Below are 23,543 nucleotides of genomic sequence, written 5' to 3' on the forward strand. Positions count from 1 at the left end.
TTCAGCATTAAATTAACGTGAATGCAAAGAACAGCACTATTCATAGCCCTATTATCCCTCATGAGTGCTTTTACATTCAATGAAATAAACCTCTATTTCTTAAAAAAAGATGGTGTATCACTTAGATTTAACGAAACCGTAAAAACCGCTGATGACATCAGTTATCTTAGACCTGCTCAAAACTATCTTGAAACCGGAAAGTTAAAAAACAACGATGCCGGAAATGGAAGTTACTTTCTGAGGCCTCCCGGTTATTCATTTTTATATATTGTTTTTGGTTCAGTATTAGAAACTGAAAACGCTATAAAAGCAATAAAATACACACAGCTTTTACTCTTTGGGTTTTCGGTTTATTGTCTATTTTTTATTGCCTTGGGGTTTATAAAATCAAAGAAAATAGCCGTACTTATCACTGTAATTTACGGTGTCAGCAATCTGGCTTCAAACTTTCTTTATTATACCTTAACAGAAGCTGTTACCCCATCGCTGGTCATCTTTTTTGTATATTTTTTAATGCAAGCGAAAGCGGAAAATAAGAAGAGAAGAAAACTAATATTGTACTACATTTCAGCTTTAGTTTTCTCCCTTTTATTCATCACACGTCCTGTTTTAGCCATTTTAGGTTTTGCTTTTCCCTTCTTTATCAATTCTGATTTTTGGAAAGAAAAAAAAGTTTTTTTCACTCAATTATTTCTCATTGGTGCAATTGCATCCAGCGGAATAATCATTTGGCAAATTAGGAACTACAACATCACCAACCAGTTTGTTGGTTTGAATCCTATTTATTACGCAGAAAATAGTCAATCGAGCTTTAGACCAACGCACGAAGCGCTCTGGGACTTATGCAAAGGATGGGGGGAAATTGGTGCCAACTTCCATTCTTATGTTGGTCCATTTTGGAGTTCTGCCATTCATGGCACTGGAAGCAAAAAAGATATTGAGCAAATCATAAGTCATTTACCGAAAGAGGTTGTAAAGGGATTAGGGCATAATCAACTCGCGAATATGTTTACAAACTATCAACGTTCTATTGAAAATCAAAGTTTCTACTACAAAAATCGTTTACCTATGCCGCAAGCTATTCCTGAAATAGAAACCAAAACCATACAACAAATCAAGGCCTTGACTTCGGAATTTAAAAAAGAATTTTGGTTTCAATACTATATTGCGAGTCCATTAAACGTCTTTAAGGAATTGGCTTTTCATTCCAATTTGTCAATGTATATTTTTCAAAAAACCTTTAGGGGCAACTTCTTTATGGAATTATTTCGAGTTTTTGCATTTTCGATTCATGCCTTGGTTTTTACTACCGTAATTATTGGCGCATTTTACAAAACACCTCTATATTTAAAGTCAATTATCAGCTTTGCGCCATTAATTTATGTACTCTTTTTAATCTTTATTCAAAGGGGAATTGAGGAGCGGTATTCTTTACCTATTTTGCCTTTGGTTATGATAAATTTTGGATACTTATTTAAACTAATACTGGATGGCTTAATTTCGACATTCCGAAAAAAGGGCGTGCAATAAAACAATCATTGAGGCATTTTTTATTAGCCATTTAAAGTTGGCGATCAAACTACTTTACAACTAGTTTCTTCACTTCAACACCTTCCGTATTATAAACCTTTACGAAATACAAACCTGAAATCAGCTTTAGACTTTTTAACTCCACCAAATTACTATCGCCTGAAAAATTGGACTGATCTATTAACTGTCCCATTTCATTAATAATACTTATTTGATGTATGTCATGTGATGAGGAAATTGCTAATTTGCCTCCATTTCTTAGTGGGTTAGGATAAATATTAACATAATCCCAAGCATCAAAAGCTGCCGATTTTATATCAGAGTAAGTAAATTCTCCATCAAAATCAACTTGTTTTAAACGGTAGTAGTTTATGCCGTTGCCTGGTGTTCTATCCACGTAATTATAGTGTATCGCTGAACTACTGTTTCCAGCACCTTCAACAACACCAATGACTTCAAAGTTATAACCATCCATTGAATGTTCAAGCTCGAAATAGTCGTTATTAAATTCTGATTCTGTTGTCCAATTTACATAAGCCTCTCTTGTTTTACCCTCTACCTCAAATTCTGTTAATTGAATTGGGAGCGGATTAATAGCATTTGTTGAAGCCAAAGTAAAAGGACTAAAGCTAGTGACCTGTGACATTGTTTGTACGCTACCACTAGCCGGTGACCCACCAATACCTCCATTCCCTAAATCTTCCCAGGAAGCGCCATTCCATCGACTTACTACTACAGTAGATTGATCAACAACACCACTGCAACTTCCTGGAGAGGAATCGCCATAATAAAGTTTTACAGAGGCAGGACTTGTAGAAGCGACCCTGTCTAACATCCAGTATTCACAGGAGCTAATTCTATCAATAGTTACATCCAATGGACTATTAGGTGTCCCACTTGAGGTAACGTTCTGCGGAAAATACTCTGCTTTAAATTGAGCTGAAGTAGTATTTGGTTTAGAAGCTAGAGCAATAGGTCTATAGAAGTTAGCCTTCCCAACAGGAAAAACAAATTTATCATCTCCTATTTTTGTTACTGGCCCGTTAACATAAGCATTGTTTGAAACAGCAGTCACAAATGAATTATCAGACATGAATAGCATGTTTACATCCGAAGTATTAATATTTCCTTGGAGCAGTGAAAGCAGACTAATTATTTCTATCGGGGTATTTAATGTAATGTTGTCTACCAGGTTAAAAGTTTCTAATGCTGCGAACTCAGGTTTAGGAGTTGCGCCAACCACAGAAATAAATTGAGGGCCTGCACCATTCATTGATACTTTACCACCTCCAGATGCACCAAAAACCATCACATCATTAGAATTTATTATGATAGACTTTGCGTATTTACTGGTAGTGCTGTAAGTTGGTAAAACAGCACCTAAACCAAGCTTTTCATATGTTACGTCTTCATTAAAAGTATTTCCTATAGTACTAGAAGGTATAAAATCTCCTTGCCCTGTATTCCTCAACACAGCAACTCCATTAAAAGTATTTCCACCAATACTTTGATCGTTGTCAGGTCCTGTTTTGTGAAGTTCCGTATTGGAATGATAGGTAGAGTTATTTGATATTAACTTAGGACTTCTAAAAGTCACATTACCATTCCAAATTGAATTATTACTTTCTAATCGTGTAGTTCCAGTATACAACTCTATTACTTGAGCCGTACTTCCCATTTGAATTAGGTTCTGCATGAATAGATTTTCTGCTATAAACCCACCAGCACCAATAGAAATAGCACTACCATTAAATATAGTACCTGTTCCACCATCTGAACCAAAATATACTCCATCGGACAAACTAGATGGTGCGTTTATGGTTACTCCTTGAATGTATCTATTCTCACTTCCTACAGCATGATTTAAGAATATTTCAGCATTGGCGGCATCTGAGGTCAAGGTTAAATTAAGTGAGCCGTTAAAACGCACGTCTCCACTATTTCCAAGAAAAACTCGTTTTCTACTTCCTCCTAAACCGGAGTTTAAAACTGTTGTGTTTCCAGAAACTGTTACTTCTGAATTTATGGCATTTGCTAAAATAATCTCTCCTCTATTTGTCGAAGTAGATGAGTTCGTTATTTCTAAGTCGCCAATAAAGTTAACATCCCCATTCTCGCCAATAATAACATCATTTCTCACCCCACTGGAATTGTTGATTATAGATGTGTTTCCTGTTACAGTTAAAGTCGAGCTAATTTGGTCTGCAATGACAACTTCCTGAACACTTCCCGAACCAGAGGAAGCCATAACCGTAAAGTCTCCAGCAATAAAATTCCCAAACGTACCATAGGCTATTCCCATACCGCCATCTCCTTCGCTTAAAAGATTTAGGTTCTCTTCCCATCTATCATAGTCAGAATACCCCATTCTAATGCTTCCTGGTCCAGTATTCTTGATAACACAATTTTGTTCAAATGTATTTCCTCCTGAACTATTATCGACTCCTGCACCTGTTTTCTCAAGATAGCTAAGGCCCCTGTAAGTAGTGTTTTCTGTAAAAATCCTTGGGCTAACGAAATTTATATTACCCTCCCAATTAGAATTATTAACTTTTAGTATTGATGTGCCTGTAAGCGTAATATCTTGAGGTGTTAATCCTACTTGAGTAAAGTTATCCAGGGCGAGTTGTCCTGCAATAAACCCTCCAGTGCCCACACCAATAGTAAATCCATCAGCGAGATTTGTATTTCCGCCGTTTCTTCCGAAATAAATTCCTTGACTGTCTAGCTGAGTACTTTCAAGAGATACATTTCCGTTAAATTGAACATTTGCATTTGCTCCGAAAGCTACATTCACAATATTAGAGCTCGCAGCAGAGTTATTGGTTATTGAAGTCGTGCCGTTAAAAGTAGCCGAACCAGTCCTCGCTAAGAGCGTCCTCATAGCGCCAGTTCCACCAGCATTCTGATTTACGACAGTGTTACCATTCACAAGAATTGAACTATTGATATTTGCGGATATGAACACGGTACCATCTTTACCTGATGGAGAGTTATTTATTGTTAACGCACCATTTACAGTAATTTTTCCTGAGTAAGGAAAATCAATCCTACATTCATCAGATACACCAATATTTTGTAGTTGAACATCCCCATCAATTCTGATACTGGAACCATCTCTGTCGGCAACTCTGACTTTGGTCGTTCCTGATCCAAAACCATCGCTCTTCACAATTAGATCACCTAAGATTTCATTATCCGCACTGCTCATTGCGATATAAATATCGGACTCACCGCGATTATTGACTAAAACATTTTTTTGAAAAGAATCAGGATTACCGCTTCCCATTCCAAACCTTGACCTTCCCGTGTTTCTTAACTCTACATCTTCATTAAAGAAATTAAGACCGTTCGAATCATCATTACCCACACCAGTTTTCTCTAATAAAGTTCGGCCTTGATATCGGGTAGAGCTTGTAGTTATTCGTGAAGCTCTACCAGCAAATTCACCTCTCCAGTTACAAGATTCGATGATCAGCCTTGAATCACCAGAAAGCGACAGATTATGCGCTGTAGTCCCTTTTTGATCAAAGTTTCCTAAGTGCAATCTACCAGCAACAAAACCTCCTGCTCCAATAGAAAGTACTCGACCAACAGCTAGTTCGCCTCTCCCTCCGAGTAAACCAAAGAAAATCCCCTCACTCTTTAAATGTGTATTTGTAAGCACAACATCTCCATTATAAACATTGAAACTTTCAGGGTAGCGATTCAAAAGAAAGCGATTGGCAGTTGAGGAAGCGTTATTATTTAACAAAAGTGTATTGTTGAAAGTTATATCTCCCCGCCTACCTATCTGCATACGCGCATTGTTATTTGCTGCGTTGTTAGTGATATTCGTCACACCATTAACTGTGAGTGAACTTATAGCACTATTGCATAAAATAATATCACTTGATTTAATATCTGCTAACACTGTAAGATCTCCTGAAACAAGATTCGCAGCACTGTTTAAGGCTAGAACAAAACTACCGCTCCCAATATTTTTAATACTCAAATTCTTTTGAAAAACATCAGGATTTATACGACCTAACCTCAGGTCTCCAGAACCCGCATTAATTATTGTTGTATTGTCTGCAAAGACACATCCACCATCACCAGTAGCGATGTTTGATCCGTTTTGTTGAGCACTAACTAAAGCGTTGAAATTTCCTCCATTGAATCTAATTTCACCACTCTCAAAGTTAAGAACAACATCAATAGTAACATTAGAAAATTCAGTGCGTCCTGTTGTGTTATAGAGTATTTTGGAAGTTCCCTGAGTGTCATTAATTGCCCCCCCAAGGAAAAGGCAGTTTGCAGCCCCTGATACAGCAGGGTTAAATGAAAAACCATTTAAATTTATTGTTCCTGTGTAGTTCTCTGTGTTTAGTCCATCGAAAGCGACATTGCCGTTCAAAATGCAATTGCCCAAGCCATTATCTGTGAAGTAAACAAAATCACCTGCTGCTGGCACAGATGCTCCACCCGGACCACCATCGGTACTGGACCAATTACTAGTAAGGCTCCAAGAACCTGCTCCGGCTGAAACCCAATATCTGTCTGCTGAATACAGATTTAGCCCGACAAAACATGTAAAAAGAATGGAAACGATATAATTTTTCATACGGATAGGGTTATAAAAAAAATAATTTAGGTTTATTTCACAAAGATAGTTAATTTAATAATACAACAAAACAAACACTACTTTATTCTGATTTTTAACACTTTAAAAAAATGTTTTCTCCATCTAACTGCCATCAAATTAATTTCCATTACGTTACCAACGCAAATGGAATGGTTATTGTCTATATTTAGGACACAAAAACAGAAACAAATGAACATTCATTTCGAAAATGTAATGCCCATTCCTCTAAGCGGACTAAACCATAGTTCAAACAGTATTTGGGGAAGTAAATTCTCTCTTCTTAAAGGCCAGAAAGTAATGCTCAATGCATCAAGCGGCAAAGGAAAAACAACTTTCACCCATATAATAGCGGGTATTCGAAAAGATTTTAATGGCCGTATTCAATTTGATGAAAAAGAAATAAGTTCCTTTTCACCAGAAGTGTGGGCCAAATTGAGAACAGAAAAAGTGAGCTTCATTTTTCAAGACTTACAATTGTTTCCAAAATTGACAGTTGAAGAAAATCTAATCTTAAAAAACAGTTTAACGGACACCTTTACTTCAAATGAACTAAAACAAATGTTGCAAGCACTGCAAATTGAAGATAAATGGAGTATTCCATGTGGAATTTTATCTATGGGACAACAGCAAAGGGTAGCAATTATTCGCGCCTTATGTCAGCCTTTTCATTGGCTAATAATGGATGAGCCTTTCAGCCATCTAGATCTAGAGAACACAAATAAGGCTTTATCATTGATCAACCAAAGAGCAAATGCTATTGATGCTGGCTTTATCTTAACCACTTTAGGAGAAAATCATAATTTTGATTTCGATCGAGAACTAAACCTATAATCCATGATTAAGAAAATATTATTTAGTTATCAGAATAAAACTCAATTGATCATTGCCATGATGGGATCTTTCCTGGGATTTACATTTTTGGTAACTTCTATTCATTACTTAATTCGCGTAAATGAATTTGGCGAAGGTGAGGAAATTCTAGGAAACAATACAATGATTATTCAAAAGCAGATCAATAATTTCAGCAGCTTGAATATCACAAAAAATGATTTCAGCGAAAGAGAAATTGAAAGAATCCGAAATGAAAAGTTCACCGAAAAACTGGAACCAATTCTCAGTAATAACTTTGATATTTCTCTCCAAACAGACAGTGAGCTTATACCTTACTTGCGCACAGATGTATTTGTTCAATCTGTAGACAATGATTTCACAAAAATAGATAGCACCAAGTGGCAATGGAATCCAGGAGATGATTTTGTTCCCATCGTTTTACCTCGTGAATTTTTAGTCATGCTCAATACCTTCGCAAGTGCAAAAGGTATTCCTCCAATTTCGGATGACTTAGCAAAATCTGTTGGTTTTAAATTCACATTGAGCAGCCCTGGCAAAAAGGAAATGGAAAAAGTTAGAATTGTTGGTTTTACAAATGAGGTGTCTGCCATTTTGGTACCTTCCTCTTTTATGGAATACGGGAATAGCAATTTCCCAAAAGACGAACCTGCTATAATTACTCAATTAATGCTCACCGTAAAAGAAGGTTTGTTTGGTGAGTTTGAAAGTTATCTCAAAATGCGCTCCTTAGAGTCAAAGGAAAACTCGATGGTTGTGGGAAAATTAAAAAGCGTGGCAGGAACCCTGTTTTCAATACTCATAACAATTAGTGGGATTACTGTTTTTCTAGCAGGTTTAGTATTGGTTCAATATGCCCAACTTTTAATATCAAGAAACGAGTATGAAATAAGAACTTTACTGCGTCAAGGGTATTCTCCACAGAAAATCATTCAATCGATACTTTCTTATTTTATTAAAGTTTTTGCCATCATCTCAGGAGCAAGTATTGTTGCCTTCGCCTTAGCAAAGTACTTTATTGATAAGTTATTAGTGAAGGGTGGAATTCAAATTGATTCAGGCTTTACGATGTTGAGCATTTTGGCCGTTATTTTAGCCTTTGGCATTTATAGCATCGTTAATTATTTTAATGCAAAACGAGGAGTATTAAGGACTCCTTAAACTATTTCGTTAAAATAGTGTTAAAAGGAAACACCTCTCCATTTATTCACCGTCTGAGTTACAAATACAAATTATATTAGCATTAAACTGAAGATTCAATATGAAGTTAATAAACACATTTATACTTACTGCCATTCTCGGGATCAGTGGGTTCGCACAAGAGTTAACATTTAAGGTAACTGGAATAAAAGACACCACAGTACATTTGGTGAAATACGTTGGAAGCAAATTATATTATGCAGATACTGCTCAACTAATCAACGGTCGCGTAAGCTTTGATGGAAGCAAGCAAGAACCCGGAATTATGGCGGTTCTCATGCCGGGGCAAAGGTATTTTGAATTCATTTACAACAATGAAAAGTCTGTAGACATTGAAACTAAATCACCGAATTACATAGAACACATGGTCATCAAGAAGTCTAAGGAAAATATGATCTTCCTTGATTATATGAAATACATGAAGGCAAAACGGGATGAAGCCAGCGCTTTACAAGAAAAACTTTCTAAACTTGGTGATGCCGAGGCAGAAGAAAAGGCAAAATTAACAACAGGCATAAAAAAGGTAGGAGAAGAAGTTCTTGCTTACCAAAACAAAGTCGTAGAGGAGAATCCAAAAACATTAGTTTCGAAAATCATAAAAATGTCTACGGATATTCAGGTTCCTGAAGCACCAAAAGATGCCGAAGGAGAAGTAATTGATAAGAATTTTACCTATAAATATTTCAGAGATCATTATTTCGACAATATCGATTTAAATGATGACCGCTTAGTGAACACTCCGGTTCTACAAAACAAGTTAGAATATTTCTATTCTAAAAACATGCTTACTCAACATCCGGATACGATTATAAAATATGTCTTCCCAGTAATCAATAGTATTCCTGAAGAGTCCATGATGTACAGGTTTGTTGTAAACAATGTTACTACTCATTTTGAGAGGTCCAAATTCATGGGAATGGACAAGGTAAAAACAAGAATGGTGAACAGTTTTTACTGTGCTTTAGACAAAAACGGAAATCCAAAAGCGCACTGGATGGACCAAGAGAAATTGAAGGAATTGTGTGAAAACACAAAAATTCAAATGAAGCTTGTTCAAGGAGAGGTTCCTCCAAACCTGATCTTGCCTGATTCTACAAATCAAAAATGGTACAATCTACATGAAACAGAAGCAGATTATATAATCCTCTTTTTCTGGGATCCTGGATGCGGACATTGTAAAAAAGTAACCCCGAAACTACAAACCTTATACGATAAGAAATTTAAGGAGCGTAATATCGAAATTTTCTCGGTTGGTAAAGCTACAGGAGATGACTTCGAAGATTGGAAGAAATTTATAAAAGATAAAAACTTGTCCTATATCAATGTAGGTGTAACCAGAGACATTTACGAACAAGCGAGTGAAAACCCATATTCGCTAATCCCTTCTAAAACAACTATTGAGTCTATAAATTATCAATCAACTTACGATATTTACTCTACACCCCGTGTTTGGATCTTAGATAAAGACAAAAAAATTATTGCCAAGTCATTAGCAATCCCTCAAATTGAAGCATTACTTGATGACCTACAAGGATTCGGAGATTTGGAAAAGATTTTCAAAATGGATGAAAACACGGAAGAAATAAGATAAATTAAAAGTTCAAAATTACACAACAAAAAAAGGGTCTGAAATTAAATTTCAGACCCTTTTTTAATGAGATTAGTAAAAGCAATCTTTATTTATCGCTTTTACATTTTTCTTCTGGAGTTGCTCCACACATACCGCATGCCGCACCTTCTTCTTGAAGCACAGGATTATTACTTGCGCAGGTACCTGCAAACTCACCATCTTTTTTCGCCCAGATTTTGATGGCTATTCCACCAAAAGCCAATGCCAATAAAACGATTGCTATTAAAACTACATCCATTACTTCTGTTATTTTATCAACTTAACAAGCTAGTGTTAACTGACATTATTAATTCTACAAAATTACAACAATTGAATCAATTATTCAAATCTACAAGTTGACCTTCTCCACTAGATTCCAAAGAAACTGAAGTCGGCGTACCTACATATTGAATATTTCCACTTTCTAAAATTGTTGCAAATAAATTTGCTTCACTCGCATTAACAAGCATATTTCCAACGGTATTTGAATTCACCATCAGGTTATTTTTAACTTTAAAAAAACGTGTATCACAATAGCTATTTGTACTGCAGCTTAAATACGCTGAAAGGGTTTGACCTTTCAACTTAAAGTCTCCAAAACCATGTGTCACGGTTGCGCTAGTATATCCGTTGCGTAATGTTAAGTTCGTGCTTCCCGCCCCATCTCTAATGAATAAGCGTAGTTCGTTCGAAAACAAGGTGTCACTACTCACCAATTCTTTGCTTCCTTCATAATAAATGTAGGTGATAGAATCGACATATATTTTTGCATGAATTTCATTTTTAAAGGACCTTAAAAATTTACATTTGTTTTTATTAGAAACAGAAAGTCTTCCATTGTTAAAGTCTACTTCAATGTGTTCCAGCAAATTCTCTCCTCCAGTTAATACCACTTTTGATTCATTGCTAGGAATCAATTGATAATATAAGTTATCATATAAATACAGTGTATCAATATCCATTTCTGAATTTACAATGCGCTCAGATGCTTCCCCCGTTCCTTTAAAGCATATTCTTTCATTTGCTTTTTTACAAGAAAAAAACAACAGAACTGTCGACATTACTAAATATTTTATCATTTCCATCTGTAACTTAATCCATATTCAAAATAATCTGCCTTTGCCCAATGGGCTTTTATTGTGAAGTTACCCCAAAGCCTTTCAGCTAAGCGGAATCGTGCACCGCATTTGTGATACCATTGTCCTGCAGGATCTAGTGGATTCAAAACATACCTCCCCATTGCAAACACCAATTGCATTTTATGAATGGGTAATACGTAAGCCCCATATAAACCTATTTGGAAATTCTTACCCCTTCCATGATTCCCCTTATTGTACTTTACTATTGACTCGTTATAAATAGCATCTACTCCAGCCTCAATTATGCATTTTCCTTTTACGCTGTATTGGAGATAATTTGTAAGCGCGCCCACTCCATAGGTACTTCCTCCCGTTGGATAAACTTGCTTTATAGAGCCAATGAGCAAAGTATGAAAAGACCAAGCATTGATTGGCAATCCAATGAAATTGTCGGTAGCGCTTGCGTTAAACTTTAATGGCTGAATAAAATGAGTGAAATTAAATCCAAAAAAAGGCAAGTTAACTCCTAAGTTAGGAAGTTTGTATGCGCCATTGGAAAGGTGCATCATTCCCACTTCTAAAGCAATTGAATTTTTTGAAAATTGTTTTTCCAAACGAAACCCAACATTCGTAATTGTATTTAGATTAGAACCAATTGCATTATTTTTTGGATTTTCAACTAAGTCATACTTTTTGCTTACCCAAGCCAGTCCATAACTTACATTATTCCCGAAACTCCACCCATTGCTTTTGAAATAGGGCAGATAAATACCTGCGGAGAAGCCAAAAGTAGAACCCAGAACATCTTTGTTGCCTAAATCATGATAAAAAATGCCTAACTCTATACTGGGAAAGTTGAAATCATGGTGCCATTGCTTTTCTCCATTGGTCTGAATTACCGCTCCTACCCTAAACCCAGCTGAATGTCCAACAGTCAAATGAGCCATTGTAGCCCTGTGCGGCAACAAAAATCCGGCTTGTGGAGAAAGCGAGACTCCATAATTTCGTGTTTGCGCAAACAATTGCTCCATTGGAAATAGCATTCCTAAACACAAAATCATCAATAATAGGCTATTCCGCTTCAATTAATCTCTCTTTGTAAAATTTAAACTGTGTCAATATCAATACAAATATCGAATATTATTTTAATTGTGATAAAAAATGGAGATGTATTATACCATTGGCTAGAGAATAGTTTTAGTGTCTTTGATCCATACATCTTTGAGAAAAGCAATTCTTGCCACAACAGGTAAAGTTTAACATTTTTAATATTGACTGCGATTGAATTAAATCTAGATTCCACCGAATTAACAATTAAAGCTATTATTTTTGTTGAAAATGATAAAATGGACGTACGATTAAAAGCATTTGAGCGCTTGTTGAATATTATGGATGATTTGCGAGAGAAATGTCCGTGGGATAAAAAGCAAACATTAACATCTCTGAGGCATTTAACAATTGAGGAAACATATGAATTAGCTGATGCTATTTTAGATAATGACCTAGATGAGTTAAAAGGAGAAATTGGTGACTTAATGTTACACATGGTTTTCTACAGTAAAATCGCCAGCGAAAAGGGCGCTTTTGACATCACTGATGTTTTAAATGCCATTTGTGATAAACTCGTTCATCGTCATCCTCACATTTACGGCGATGTTGTAGCAGAAGATGAAGCGACAGTCAAAGCGAACTGGGAAAAACTAAAATTAAAAGAAGGTAAAAAATCTGTTTTACAAGGTGTTCCAAGATCGCTTCCTTCCTTAGTAAAGGCTGCAAGAATACAAGAAAAAGTGAAAGGAATTGGTTTCGACTGGGACGATTCATCACAAGTACTTGCTAAGGTTCATGAAGAGCTCGCTGAGCTTGAGGAAGAAGTTAAAAACGACACAGATCAAATTGAACAAGAATTTGGAGATGTATTGTTTTCCATGATCAATTATGCGCGATTTATTGGTGTAAATCCAGAAACAGCCTTAGAAAGAACCAATAAAAAATTCATTAAGCGATTTCAATTTATGGAAGACAAACTAAATGAAGAGGGTAAAAAGTTTGACGACATGAACTTAGAGGAAATGGATGTCTACTGGGATAGCGCCAAAAAAGTCGTTGGGTAAAACATAAACAGCACAATAAACAGTATATACTTTTTAAAGAAATCACGTTAATAAACGCTAAAAAAATTCTTATCTATGCGTGATAATTACTTACTAAAATTAAACATTTTGAAAAAAATTCTATTTTTCTTGACACTAATACTTAGCTCCGCTTCTCTTTATGCGCAATCAGAGTTTACAGTAAGGGGATTCGTCTATAATGCTGAGAATGGGGAAGCAGCTGCTTTCGTGAAAGTTCTTATCAAACCAATTGTATTCAAGCCCAGTGATGAGCTCAATGGAGCTACAACGGATTTAGATGGATATTTCCAGTTTTCTTCTCTGAGAGGCGGCGAATACGCAGTGGAAGTAAGAAGTGCAGAGCATTTAAGTATTTATGACACCATAACTTTATCCGATAAAGCGCTGGTAACTCTTCGCTATGAATTGGTGAAAAGTGAGGAGGTGAAGGAAATGGAAGAAGTTGCCATTTTTGGTCAAGATCAATCTAAACGTTCCAATGTAGAAATGTCTGTGAACAAACTCAATCAAGAAGGATTAGAGCGTTTACCGAGTTTTGGAGCTGAAAACGATATTATTTCCGCATTTGCAATTACACCAGGAGTGGTAAGTACTGGTGACCAAGGTGGACAATTGTATGTACGTGGTGGAACTCCAATTCAAAATAAAATTACTTTAGATGGAATGACGATTTATAATCCTTTTCACTCTATAGGTTTCTTCTCTGTTTTTGAGACTGAGCTCATTAAAAGTGCAGATATTTACACAGGAGGTTTCTCTGCTGAGTATGGTGGTAGAATTTCTTCAATCATGGACATTACCTACAGAGATGGTGATTTAACAAAACACGGAGGCTTGGTTTCTGTTTCTCCGTTCATTGGAAAGGCTGTATTAGAAGGTCCAGTGTTTAAAAACAAGGATGCTAAAGGAAGCGGAGGTTCTTACGTTTTCTCCGCCAAACACTCCTTGTTGAACTATACCTCTGAGGGAGTTTATCCCTACGTAAATGACGGCGAAGGAATGCCATTTTCATTTACAGATATTTATGGGAAGTTTACGGTAAAAAGCCCCGAAGGAAGTAAATTTTCTGCATTTGGATTTAGCAATAACGATGCTGTGAGGTATGATAACATTGCAGATTTAAACTGGAAATCTTACGGTGGTGGAATTAATTTCACACTTGTTCCTAGCTCTAACCCTGTGATTATCAAAGGACACTTGAATGCTTCTAATTACGATATCTTTTTCCAAGAAGAAAACGGAGGAAAACCTAGAACTAGTGGTATTACAGGATTTGACGTTGGTTTTGACTTCCTTTATTTTCTGAAAAATCAATCTGAAATCACTTATGGTTTTAACATCGGAGGGTTTTCAACAAACTTTAGCACTTTTAACTCTGTAGATAGAGAAATTAAAGTAGAAAACTACAACACTGAATTGAGCGCCTATTTGAATTATAAATTAGTGAAAGGCCGTTGGGTATTTAATCCAGGAATTCGACTTCAAGCTTATCCATCCATCCCGGCTGTGATTCCAGAACCACGATTAGGAATTAAAGTTAACGCAACAGAAAAATTAAGATTTAAAATGTCGGGAGGATTTTATTCTCAAAACTTTACATCTGCTGCAAATGATAGAGATATCGTAACATTATTCTATGGATTTGTTGCTGCACCAACAGATGTTCAATCGAAATTTACCAAAGCTAATGGAGAGGAAATTGAACCAGAGAATGGACTTCAAACTTCATGGCATGGTATCTTTGGAGCAGAGTACGACCTTACAAGAAAATTATCTTTAAATGTGGAGGGATATTACAAGTACTATCCTAAATTAAGTAACATTAACGTGAACAAATTATATGATGATACGCCAGAGTTCAATCAAATCTCGGATATCTACAAAAAAGATTTCTTAATCGAATCGGGAATTGCTTACGGTGTAGACGTTCTTTTGGAGTACAAAAGTAACAGATTGTTCTTGTGGGGTGTTTATTCTTACGGAGAGTCTGAGCGTTGGGATGGGTTTATGACTTATGCGCCTTCTTTTGACCGACGTCACAACATCAACTTAGTAGGTTCTTATTCTTTCTTGAAAGATAAAAGTTTGGAGTTAAGTTTACGTTGGAACTTCGGTTCAGGTCTACCGTTTACACCTACTTCAGGGTACTACCAAGGTGAAGACTTTGGAAACGGAGTAACAACAGACTACACGACATCTAATCCTTCTGAATTAAGTATTCTTTTAGGCGACATTAATTCTGCCCGACTACCTACTTATCACCGATTCGATATTACGGTAAAGAAGAAGTTTTCATTCAAAAACAAAACAATTTTAGAACTTAAAGGAGGGATAACGAATATTTACGATAGAGACAATATTTTCTACGTAAACCGTGTTACCAACGAAAAAATCTATCAACTTCCATTCTTACCAAGTATTGGTTTGAGTTATGACTTCTAGTTTTAATGATTAATTGGTAGTGTATAGATAGTAGTTAGAAACCTGCGCAAGTGAATATATTTTTAAAGGCAGTCCTGAGGGATTGCCTTTTTTTGTTTAAATAGTTATGTGATTAAGAGAATCAGGTTGTAATTCCCCATCACTAATAGGATATTAACCGTTAAAAACAGCTAGACTTAGCAACAGCAAGGCTTTGAGATTAATTCATAATTTAAATTAGTCGCCGAAAAACCAATCTCACTCTAAAACCTTCATTGTTTATTACGCTTAAATTAAGTGGTTATCCGCTATTATACCAGTTCTATATATCAGAAATAACTAGCTATAAATTATGACTTTGAAGCCAAATTAATATTTAACGATAATCAAAAAGAGATTCCTCAGTCGTTTAACTCCTTCGGATGACAAGTGTTATATATTATTGAATGGGGAAAGTTTAAGTGGAGTCAATAAATTAATAACACAAAAGCAATACGAAAATCCGATTACTTGAAAGTTTAAACAAAAAAAGCCTGCTCCCAATAATTAGAAGCAGGCTTATTAAATATTAATTTGACTAATTACTTAATCACAATATTCTTTGTTACAGAAGTTGCATCACTTGAAATATTCAAGATATACATTCCTTTTTTCATGTTTGAAACATCGATAGTTTTCTTAGACGCATTCAAAACTGTTGAATAAACTTGACGTCCTTGAACATCTGTCATAGTTAAATTAGCTGTTTCAACAGATGCTGGCAGCTCAATATTCAATTCTTCTGTTGCTGGAACAGGATAAACGGAAGTACTGGCTAATTCATTTTTAGATAAACCAACAATTCCAGTTGGATCTTCTAAACTCATCACTAGAGTTGACGACGACAAAGCAGCTCCCCCTAAAATTCCAAAATCAACTGAGATATGGATGAAGATAGGCAAAGTACTTTGTGCATGGTCATAATATTCATACTGACTACGAACCATTTGAATATCACCTAATCCTGTAACTGTAGAGTTAATGGTGTCTCTTATGCTATACCTTAAAACATTTGAGAATGAATTATTCGCTAAAACCAAGGTGCCTTTTCCATCCACTTCGGCTTTTAATATACCCGTTAATGGAGTTGTTTGAGTACCCGCGAAAGGTAAGGTGTAATTTAAATCACCTGAAAAAACATCGTTAATTGCAGCACTATTTTCGTCCATAGGAAAACTCATCATGTTTGCTTGATCTGAGTTGAACTGCGCAATTATTTCACCCACATTTGGCTCGTTATATACAAATCCACGACCGGTAAGATCAGTAGACGAACTACTAGAATACGTTTGCAAAAAATTCTCTAAATCTATTGAAATCGTTGAATTAGGAAAGCTTGCAGCATTTGTAGTTGTCGTTGCGTCCAAAGCAGTAATATTCCTTGTTTCATTACCATACCCTGCGTAAGAGCTGTAATCCCAAGTTACGCCTGAGCCAGTTACAGCAGCAAAACTAGGTGCTAAACTGTCGATAACAAAAAGAGTAGTTCCGTCTCCATCAGCTGGAGCATTAGTTTGAGTAAACTGTGCGATAGAAGTTGCTCCGATAAATAGGGAAGCAACAAGAAGTAAATTTTTCTTCATAGTTTTATTTTTTTAGTCATTCAAATTTAGTCTTTTTTTACTTGAATATCGCAAATAAAAAAAGAAACCCTTAAACAAAAGATAGGAGTTAATCGTTAGTTTTGCCTATTGAACAATAAAAACCTTCGAAACGTTGGAAAAAAAACTAAAAAGAATATCCTACTTCGTCCTCACGGTCGTTATATTAATCACTGGATTTCTAGCTTTTCAATTACCAAAGTCAACCCTAAACTATAATTTCGAGGAGTTTTTTCCGGCGCAGGATGAGGACACTGACTTTTTCTTTAATCACAGAACACTTTTTGAATCAGACAATGACTTTATTCTTATTGCTGTTGAAAGGGAAAATGGAATTTTTGACCAAACCTTTCTAAATGATGTAAACAGCTATGTTGGAGAATTAAGCGCTTTACCAAATGTGCAATTCACACGAGACATCACCAATGAAAAGGAAACTTTCATTTACTCAGGTGGAATGACTGGTGAAAGGCCTTATATTCATTTAGATTCCAATCAATTCATTCAGGATTCACTACATATTTACAAAAATAAAGAATTGGTAAACACCCTCGTCAATGCTGAAGGTGACGGCTTAACCATCTTTCTTAGACACGAAGATTTTTTGAGCAAGAAAAAGGGAGAACAATTGGTCAACGATGTGAAATCTGTTACTCAAAAATATGATTTTGAAAACGTAAGAATGGCTGGTCGAACAGTAGGACAACTTTTTTATGTTGACACCATGGTCACAGAAATGACTACCTACGTAAGTATGAGTATACTATTGGTTATTGTATTTCTTGTTATTAGTTTCAGGTCGCTTTGGGGGCTAATGGTTCCTCAAATAGTAATTGTTGGCTCGATGATATGGATTGTAGGGTTCATGGCATTTATAGAAAAACCCATTAGTATTTTATTGATTGTTTTACCATCAATTATGTTTGTGGTTGCCATGTCAGATGTCATACATCTTATTTCAAAATACCTTGAGCTATTGCGGGCAGGACATCCTAAGCTAGAGGCGATTAAAATTGCATTCAAAGAAATAGGAATGGCCACTTTTCTCACATCCATTACAACATCCATTGGCTTTTTCTCCCTTCTATTTGTGAATGTAATTCCCATCCAAGACTTTGGACTTTACACCGGAATTGGAGTTTTAATGGCCTTTGTACTCACCTACTCCACACTTCCATTTCTATTTTATTTAACGAAGGTTCCCGCAGTAGGAGCGAAAAACGGCAAGAATTTTTGGAGACCAATAATGCGCAAGGTATTTCTAATTACCCTAAGAAACAGAAAAATCATTCCTTGGATTGGAATCGTTGTTACCCTTGTTTTTGCCTATGGAGCATCAAAAATTGTGGTTAACAATTTCATCATGGATGATGTAAGCACAGAAAGCACTGTAAAACAAGATTTTGATTATTTCGATAGCAAGTTTGGAGGAGTAAGACCTTTCGAACTCGCCATTAGTTTAAAAGATTCTACAAAAAGTATTTGGAGTTTAGATAGGCTCAAGGAAATAGAAAAAGTTGAAAACTACCTCACCAATGAATACGGGGTAAATGTTAACCTTTCCTTGATACAATACATCAGTATTCTCCATCGCGCATCTCATGCCGGAAATACGGATTATTTTGCCATTCCCGACACAAAACAAGATCTGAACAAGTATAAGCGAATGCTCAAAATTGCCAATCAAGGAAAGTTTATTCGCACAGTTTTAGATTCAACCGAACACACCACCAGAATAAACGGAGGTGTGCCTGATTGGGGTAATTTAAAAGCGACTTCTGAAAATGAAAAGCTAAACAAATACATAACGCAAGAAGGTTTAGACGAACACTTGAATATTCAAATCACTGGAACGGCCCACTTACTTGATCGCAACATGAGTTACATGTCCTCTAGCTTAGTGGAAGGATTGGTTTTTGCAATTTTGGTTGTTTCTTTATTAATGGCCCTATTGTACAAGTCACTGCGCATGTTAATTATCTCCATCATTCCAAACGTTATTCCTTTAATTGTAATTGCTGGAGTAATGGGGTATTTTGGTATCAATTTGAAAATTACCACTGCAATTGTCTTCACCATTTCCTTTGGAATCGCAATAGATGACACTATTCACTTTTTAAGTAATTTTAAACTGGAATTGAAAAAAGGTAAATCGAAACTCTATGCTATTAAAAGTACCTTTATGGGAACAGGAAAAGCAATTGTATTAACTTCTGCAATTCTCGTTGGAGGATTTAGCATGTTACTCATGTCGGACTTTATGGGCACTTATTACATGGGATTAATGATATGCATCACGCTTATAGTCGCAGTACTTTCTGACTTATTTATACTTCCTTTACTGTTGCTCTATTTCTATCCGGATCCAAACAAAAAGAAGTTAGTTGAAGAAATCCCAGGTAATTCCAGCACGGATTAAAAAAGGCATGATCGGATAATTTGTGTCGATTCTTGTTTCGGGGTCATTAATGAAAGAAGATATATTTTCTGCTTTCAAAAAGAACCTAAATTCGTCAATAGAAAGCGCCATAAAAGCGTTCAATCTCAACAAGGATTCTGTTTTTAGTGGATTAGATGGCAACTGCATCACGCCTAAAACGCCATTGTACTCCATTACATTATACCCAGATTGAAACCCTACATCCGCTCCTAGAGCAATTCCTAACTTTTGCGCTTCAAACAATTTGGTTTGAAAAGAAATTCTATTCATTGTGGAGAACACCGGTTGATAATTAAAGTTGGCAGAATTAAATCGAAGAGTTGCAGTTGGGTAAAAAGACCATTGTCCTAACTGAAAACCTCCTTTTAATTGCAGTGCTCCCATTGATACTAAATCCAATGTATCTTGTCTCCATTGCTCATCTATAAAATAGCGTCCATTATTGATGCTTGTCCAAAGTACTGAAGCCTCAATAAACGCCGTATCACCAAATTTCAAAGCACCTCCTGCTTGCAGTTTTTGTTGCATTTCTAAATCATCGATTTTCCACTGGTAATAATTAGAAGTATGAAAACGCTGAAAAGGTGTTGGATATAAATTCTCAAAATTCAGTTTTCCTTTAATCGTTAGATTACGCAACATTTTAAAATTTAAATTTGAATAATTTTTAATTTCTCCTGTTGCTCCAATCAGGTTAAAATAAAATTCGTTTTTCAATGACAATCGCGCCCCTAAAGATGTCCATAGATTAGAATGTAAATAAACCTCATTAGTATCTCTATTGACTCCTAAATTTTGATTTCTCCAATATTGGTAATTCACTGTCGCATCTACTTTAAAATGCGGTGAATTAAAATAAACTCCAGCTCCGTTGGAGAATTTAGCTGTTTGATACTGATCTCTTGTTGTTCCATTGGTATCAATAAAGAAGGTGTCTACAGCACTTAAATCTAATAACTGCTCTACAAATTCTCTTCCCCTTATCTTGAATTGATGTTTGGTTTTAAAACCAGAACCAATTGCGGAATCTCCTACCATTCTGAGGTAGTTGTCCCATTTCAAATCCAATTTTCGCACTTTCGACCTAGATTGATCTTTAATGACTGGCGTAAATTCTATCGCAAAATCTTTTAATAAACTATCTGATGCAATCCCTCCATTTTGTGCTATGTCGTGCGCCGCATAATATCCTTCAAAATGAGTTGTGAATCTATTTTTTGCATGATAGAATTTAAAGTCTAAATCGTTTAAAGTATAATCTCCATTTCTTAAAAAACCATTACTGGTTCTGCGATTATATCGAAAATGAAAATGTGTATTGGGATTTAAAAATTGATGATATTCTACATTTAGGTTTTGCGTTAAATAGGAACCAAAAGCATATTGAAATCCTAAATAAGGCAATCCGCTAAATTTTGGAGTTACCCTTTTTTCGGAACTGATGTAAGCCAATCCAGCAGGACTTAAGAAGGTATTCTCTGCTAAGTTATTTTCATATAACTGCCCAAATCCGGCTCCTGGCCTTAAAGTTAGTTGCCCTATAAAACTAGCATCTATTGAGTCCAACTGAGTTCCTCCCGAACGGTACCCAATTTTAATTGAATCCATTTCCTGAAAAAAGAATTCTTTCTGTCCCACCAAAGTGAAAGAGAAAAGCAGAAATAAAAATACAAAAGAATATTTCACCTAGATCTATTAATTATTGAAGTGTTTTCAACTTAGTGATAAAGAAAGCAAATTTATGATTTAAAGATGAAAAGCACCTAAAGTGAAGGGTATTTTTCCTATTTGAGGCGATGAAATTAACAAATGACTATGATTATTGACTTTTACTTATCAATTCAACAATGTCAGTTAAACAATTGGCTCCCTAACTTTTTGGTGAATTGGCTTTGGTTCATGTAAAATCGGTTATGACTCCAAACTTTGTTATTCCCTCGGCAGCTTTAAGATTAACTAAAACCACTACAGACTGAAAACACCATAGGTTTAGGTAGGAATACAACCTTCTCTTCATAGGTAAAACTATCTGAAGGTATTTTCCTTTGGTTAAGCCATTATCATCATTGTAACTGTCTAATTGTTGCTTTATATCCCCTACCTCATTCGCTTCTAGGATTATAGCAATCAAATCCATTCTGTTCTTTTCTGATTTAATTTCAAATAGGTGTTGAAATTTTGAATACTTTATTCAGCGTGCAATGAAAACAATTTTTGGTTTTGAATTTTTGATGGTTAAACTTTGTTCAATGCAGTATTTCGTTATGAATCGGAAAATCAGAAAGCAAACTCCATAAAAAAGTCCATAAAAAAAGCGGAAGAAAAATCTGCCGCTCTATTTTGTTTCCTTTCGGAAAGAATAAAAAAACCATGTAGCGGAATTCTGAAAACTTCAGATTTGCATTTTTAGAGCCTCCGTTTTATTTCTGTAATCCTCTGGGTTATCCTTTTCGTAAACGAATTAGGGAGGCCCGCCATTGATAAAACAAGTACAGCTCTAATTGTGATATTTTAAGTCTCAAATATGCTACATGGTCGGTCAAAAAATGACCTCAAACAAATCGAACACCGCTGTGTGATTGTTTGTGATATAAAGATAGCGAAGTTTAATCTATTCGCAAGTGTTTCTAGAAAAATAATTCAGAGAAAAGTCAAAAAACATAGATTTCGTCAAAGATTGAACTTTTTACAGCTTATTTATTTGATTCCACTTAAAGTTACCACTAATTTCAATTTAAAACCTTTGAGATTAGTTTAATATGACTTAATGACTTATTGAAGATTTTCTAATCATCAAAAGAGATTCCTCAATACTCGGTATTTTAGGAATGACAATCGATAGTTTGGTTAGGTGGGGAGAGTTGCTGAAGCTTTGCTTCAGCAACTCTCCCCAATCAATAATATATAACACATTTAATTCAGAATGAGTTAAACGACTGAGGAATCTCTTTTTGATTATCTTTAAATATTAATTTGGTTTCAAAGTCATAATTTATAGCTAGTTATTTCTATTATATAGAACTGGTATGATAGCGGGTAACCAGCTTATTCATTCTAAATGTAAAGATGATCCTTTCCTTTCTCAATAAGTAATTTCTTTCCCAAAAAGAGACTAAAACCAAAAAACCGATTCCAAAACTCAATTCCCTCCTAAGGAAAATCAAGTTTGAAATCGGTTATTAAAAACTAAACAACTCTAAAGTAAAGTCTAATTCTTTATTACGCGGTGGATGCTTTCGCTTGTTCCATCTGTAATGCGAATCATATAAACTCCTTTTTCGTAAGCTGATAAATCTACTTGCACAGTGTTATTCATGATGTTTTGTTCTGACAACTTACGGCCTGCTGCATCAACTACTTCTAAAGCATATTGATGAGACTCAAAGTTCACAAACTGAACTGTCACCACTCCACGGGTTGGATTCGGATATAGACTTATTCCTAAGATTTTGTCTAAATCATTTAAGCCAACATTGTCCACTAAAATACAGTCAGAAGTATCTGTACAATTTCCTTCCGTTACAATCACTGCATAATTTCCATTAGCCAAAGCTGTGAAATCTTGATTCGTCTCTCCAGCAATTGGTGCATTTCCATTGTCACAGTCAATCCACTGATAAGTTGCCCCTACTGCATTTGCAGTTAAGACCACACCCGCAACGCTTGTTGTAACATCAACAGAATTAATCGTTAAATCTAAAGTTACGATAGAATCACAACCTACTGCATTTCCTCCAGCGATTGTGAAAGTAGCTGTGTTGTTGGAAGCTGTGTAAGTATTTCCATCAATCCATGTGTAACTGTCGCACGCTGTTTGAACATCTGTTCCTGTTGTAGAATTGTTGATCGTTAAATCTAAAGTTACGATAGAATCACATCCTACTGCATTTCCTCCAGCGATTGTGAAAGTAGCTGTGTTGTTGGAAGCTGTGTAAGTATTTCCATCAATCCATGTGTAACTGTCGCACGCTGTTTGAACATCTGTTCCTGTTGTAGAATTGTTGATTGTTAAATCT

At 35.6% G+C, this 23,543-nt stretch carries 15 protein-coding genes; 7 read left to right on the forward strand and 8 right to left on the reverse strand.

The window, feature by feature from the left end:
• The first annotated feature begins 21 nt into the window (after nucleotides 1-21).
• Complete coding sequence (locus tag DIT68_RS06070; RefSeq protein ID WP_109358928.1) at nucleotides 22-1,530, forward strand: hypothetical protein; 1,509 nt, start codon at nucleotides 22-24, stop codon at nucleotides 1,528-1,530.
• Nucleotides 1,531-1,579: 49 nt separating this feature from the next.
• On the opposite strand, the gene DIT68_RS06075 is transcribed toward DIT68_RS06070, so the two are convergent.
• Entirely contained in the window at nucleotides 1,580-6,133 is a 4,554-nt protein-coding gene (locus tag DIT68_RS06075; protein WP_109358929.1) for a T9SS type A sorting domain-containing protein, read from the reverse strand.
• Between the two features lie 210 nt (nucleotides 6,134-6,343).
• Here DIT68_RS06075 and DIT68_RS06080 point away from each other — a divergent pair, with 210 nt between their 5' ends.
• The 3 genes from DIT68_RS06080 (at nucleotide 6,344) to DIT68_RS06090 (ending at nucleotide 9,794) form a co-directional block, all read left to right on the forward strand.
• Entirely contained in the window at nucleotides 6,344-6,985 is a 642-nt protein-coding gene (locus DIT68_RS06080) for an ATP-binding cassette domain-containing protein (RefSeq protein ID WP_158276120.1), read from the forward strand.
• A gap of 3 nt (nucleotides 6,986-6,988) precedes the next feature.
• Nucleotides 6,989-8,164 carry an FtsX-like permease family protein gene (locus DIT68_RS06085; protein WP_109358931.1) on the forward strand — a complete coding sequence of 392 codons (1,176 nt, stop codon included), beginning with the start codon at nucleotides 6,989-6,991 and terminating at the stop codon, nucleotides 8,162-8,164.
• Between the two features lie 100 nt (nucleotides 8,165-8,264).
• Nucleotides 8,265-9,794 carry a thioredoxin-like domain-containing protein gene (locus DIT68_RS06090; RefSeq protein WP_109358932.1) on the forward strand — a complete coding sequence of 510 codons (1,530 nt, stop codon included), beginning with the start codon at nucleotides 8,265-8,267 and terminating at the stop codon, nucleotides 9,792-9,794.
• A gap of 85 nt (nucleotides 9,795-9,879) precedes the next feature.
• On the opposite strand, the gene DIT68_RS06095 is transcribed toward DIT68_RS06090, so the two are convergent.
• The 3 genes from DIT68_RS06095 to DIT68_RS06105 all read right to left on the reverse strand — a co-directional run bounded on the left by DIT68_RS06095 (nucleotide 9,880) and on the right by DIT68_RS06105 (nucleotide 11,976).
• The gene (locus DIT68_RS06095; protein WP_109358933.1) at nucleotides 9,880-10,071 is read right to left on the reverse strand and encodes a membrane or secreted protein; all 192 of its coding nucleotides are present in this window, start codon (nucleotides 10,069-10,071) and stop codon (nucleotides 9,880-9,882) included.
• Between the two features lie 76 nt (nucleotides 10,072-10,147).
• Nucleotides 10,148-10,873 (reverse strand): GIN domain-containing protein, encoded by a 726-nt coding sequence (locus DIT68_RS06100; RefSeq protein WP_158276121.1) that lies wholly within the window; start codon nucleotides 10,871-10,873, stop codon nucleotides 10,148-10,150.
• 14 nt (nucleotides 10,874-10,887) lie between these two features.
• On the reverse strand, nucleotides 10,888-11,976 hold the full coding sequence (locus DIT68_RS06105) for an acyloxyacyl hydrolase (protein WP_146194138.1): 1,089 nt from the start codon (nucleotides 11,974-11,976) through the stop codon (nucleotides 10,888-10,890).
• Nucleotides 11,977-12,237: 261 nt separating this feature from the next.
• On the opposite strand from DIT68_RS06105, the gene mazG reads away from it, so the two are divergent.
• Both mazG and DIT68_RS06115 read left to right on the forward strand, forming a co-directional pair.
• Nucleotides 12,238-13,005, forward strand: a complete 768-nt coding sequence (gene mazG / locus DIT68_RS06110; RefSeq protein WP_109359018.1) for a nucleoside triphosphate pyrophosphohydrolase — start codon at nucleotides 12,238-12,240, stop codon at nucleotides 13,003-13,005.
• Between the two features lie 108 nt (nucleotides 13,006-13,113).
• On the forward strand, nucleotides 13,114-15,468 hold the full coding sequence (locus DIT68_RS06115; protein WP_158276122.1) for a TonB-dependent receptor: 2,355 nt from the start codon (nucleotides 13,114-13,116) through the stop codon (nucleotides 15,466-15,468).
• A gap of 560 nt (nucleotides 15,469-16,028) precedes the next feature.
• Here DIT68_RS06115 and DIT68_RS06120 read toward each other — a convergent pair.
• Nucleotides 16,029-17,069, reverse strand: coding sequence for a T9SS type A sorting domain-containing protein (locus DIT68_RS06120; protein ID WP_109358937.1), 1,041 nt, complete (start codon nucleotides 17,067-17,069; stop codon nucleotides 16,029-16,031).
• Between the two features lie 133 nt (nucleotides 17,070-17,202).
• On the opposite strand from DIT68_RS06120, the gene DIT68_RS06125 reads away from it, so the two are divergent.
• Nucleotides 17,203-19,506, forward strand: a complete 2,304-nt coding sequence (locus DIT68_RS06125) for an efflux RND transporter permease subunit (RefSeq protein WP_109358938.1) — start codon at nucleotides 17,203-17,205, stop codon at nucleotides 19,504-19,506.
• Here the strand turns inward: DIT68_RS06125 and DIT68_RS06130 are convergent.
• From DIT68_RS06130 to DIT68_RS16410, 3 genes are all read right to left on the reverse strand, one after another.
• The gene (locus DIT68_RS06130; protein ID WP_158276123.1) at nucleotides 19,468-21,213 is read right to left on the reverse strand and encodes a putative porin; all 1,746 of its coding nucleotides are present in this window, start codon (nucleotides 21,211-21,213) and stop codon (nucleotides 19,468-19,470) included. The two genes, DIT68_RS06125 and DIT68_RS06130, sit on opposite strands and share 39 nt — an antisense overlap.
• A 211-nt stretch (nucleotides 21,214-21,424) precedes the next feature.
• Nucleotides 21,425-21,664: a hypothetical protein gene (locus DIT68_RS06135; protein WP_109358940.1), complete on the reverse strand. Its 240-nt coding sequence runs from the start codon at nucleotides 21,662-21,664 to the stop codon at nucleotides 21,425-21,427.
• A gap of 1,071 nt (nucleotides 21,665-22,735) precedes the next feature.
• Nucleotides 22,736-23,543 (reverse strand): T9SS type A sorting domain-containing protein (locus DIT68_RS16410; RefSeq protein WP_199223385.1); only part of this gene is annotated, 808 nt, incomplete at its 5' end.

Origin of the sequence: Brumimicrobium oceani (genome assembly GCF_003143775.1) — a bacterium.
Classification (GTDB): Bacteria; Bacteroidota; Bacteroidia; order Flavobacteriales_D; family Crocinitomicaceae; genus Brumimicrobium; species Brumimicrobium oceani.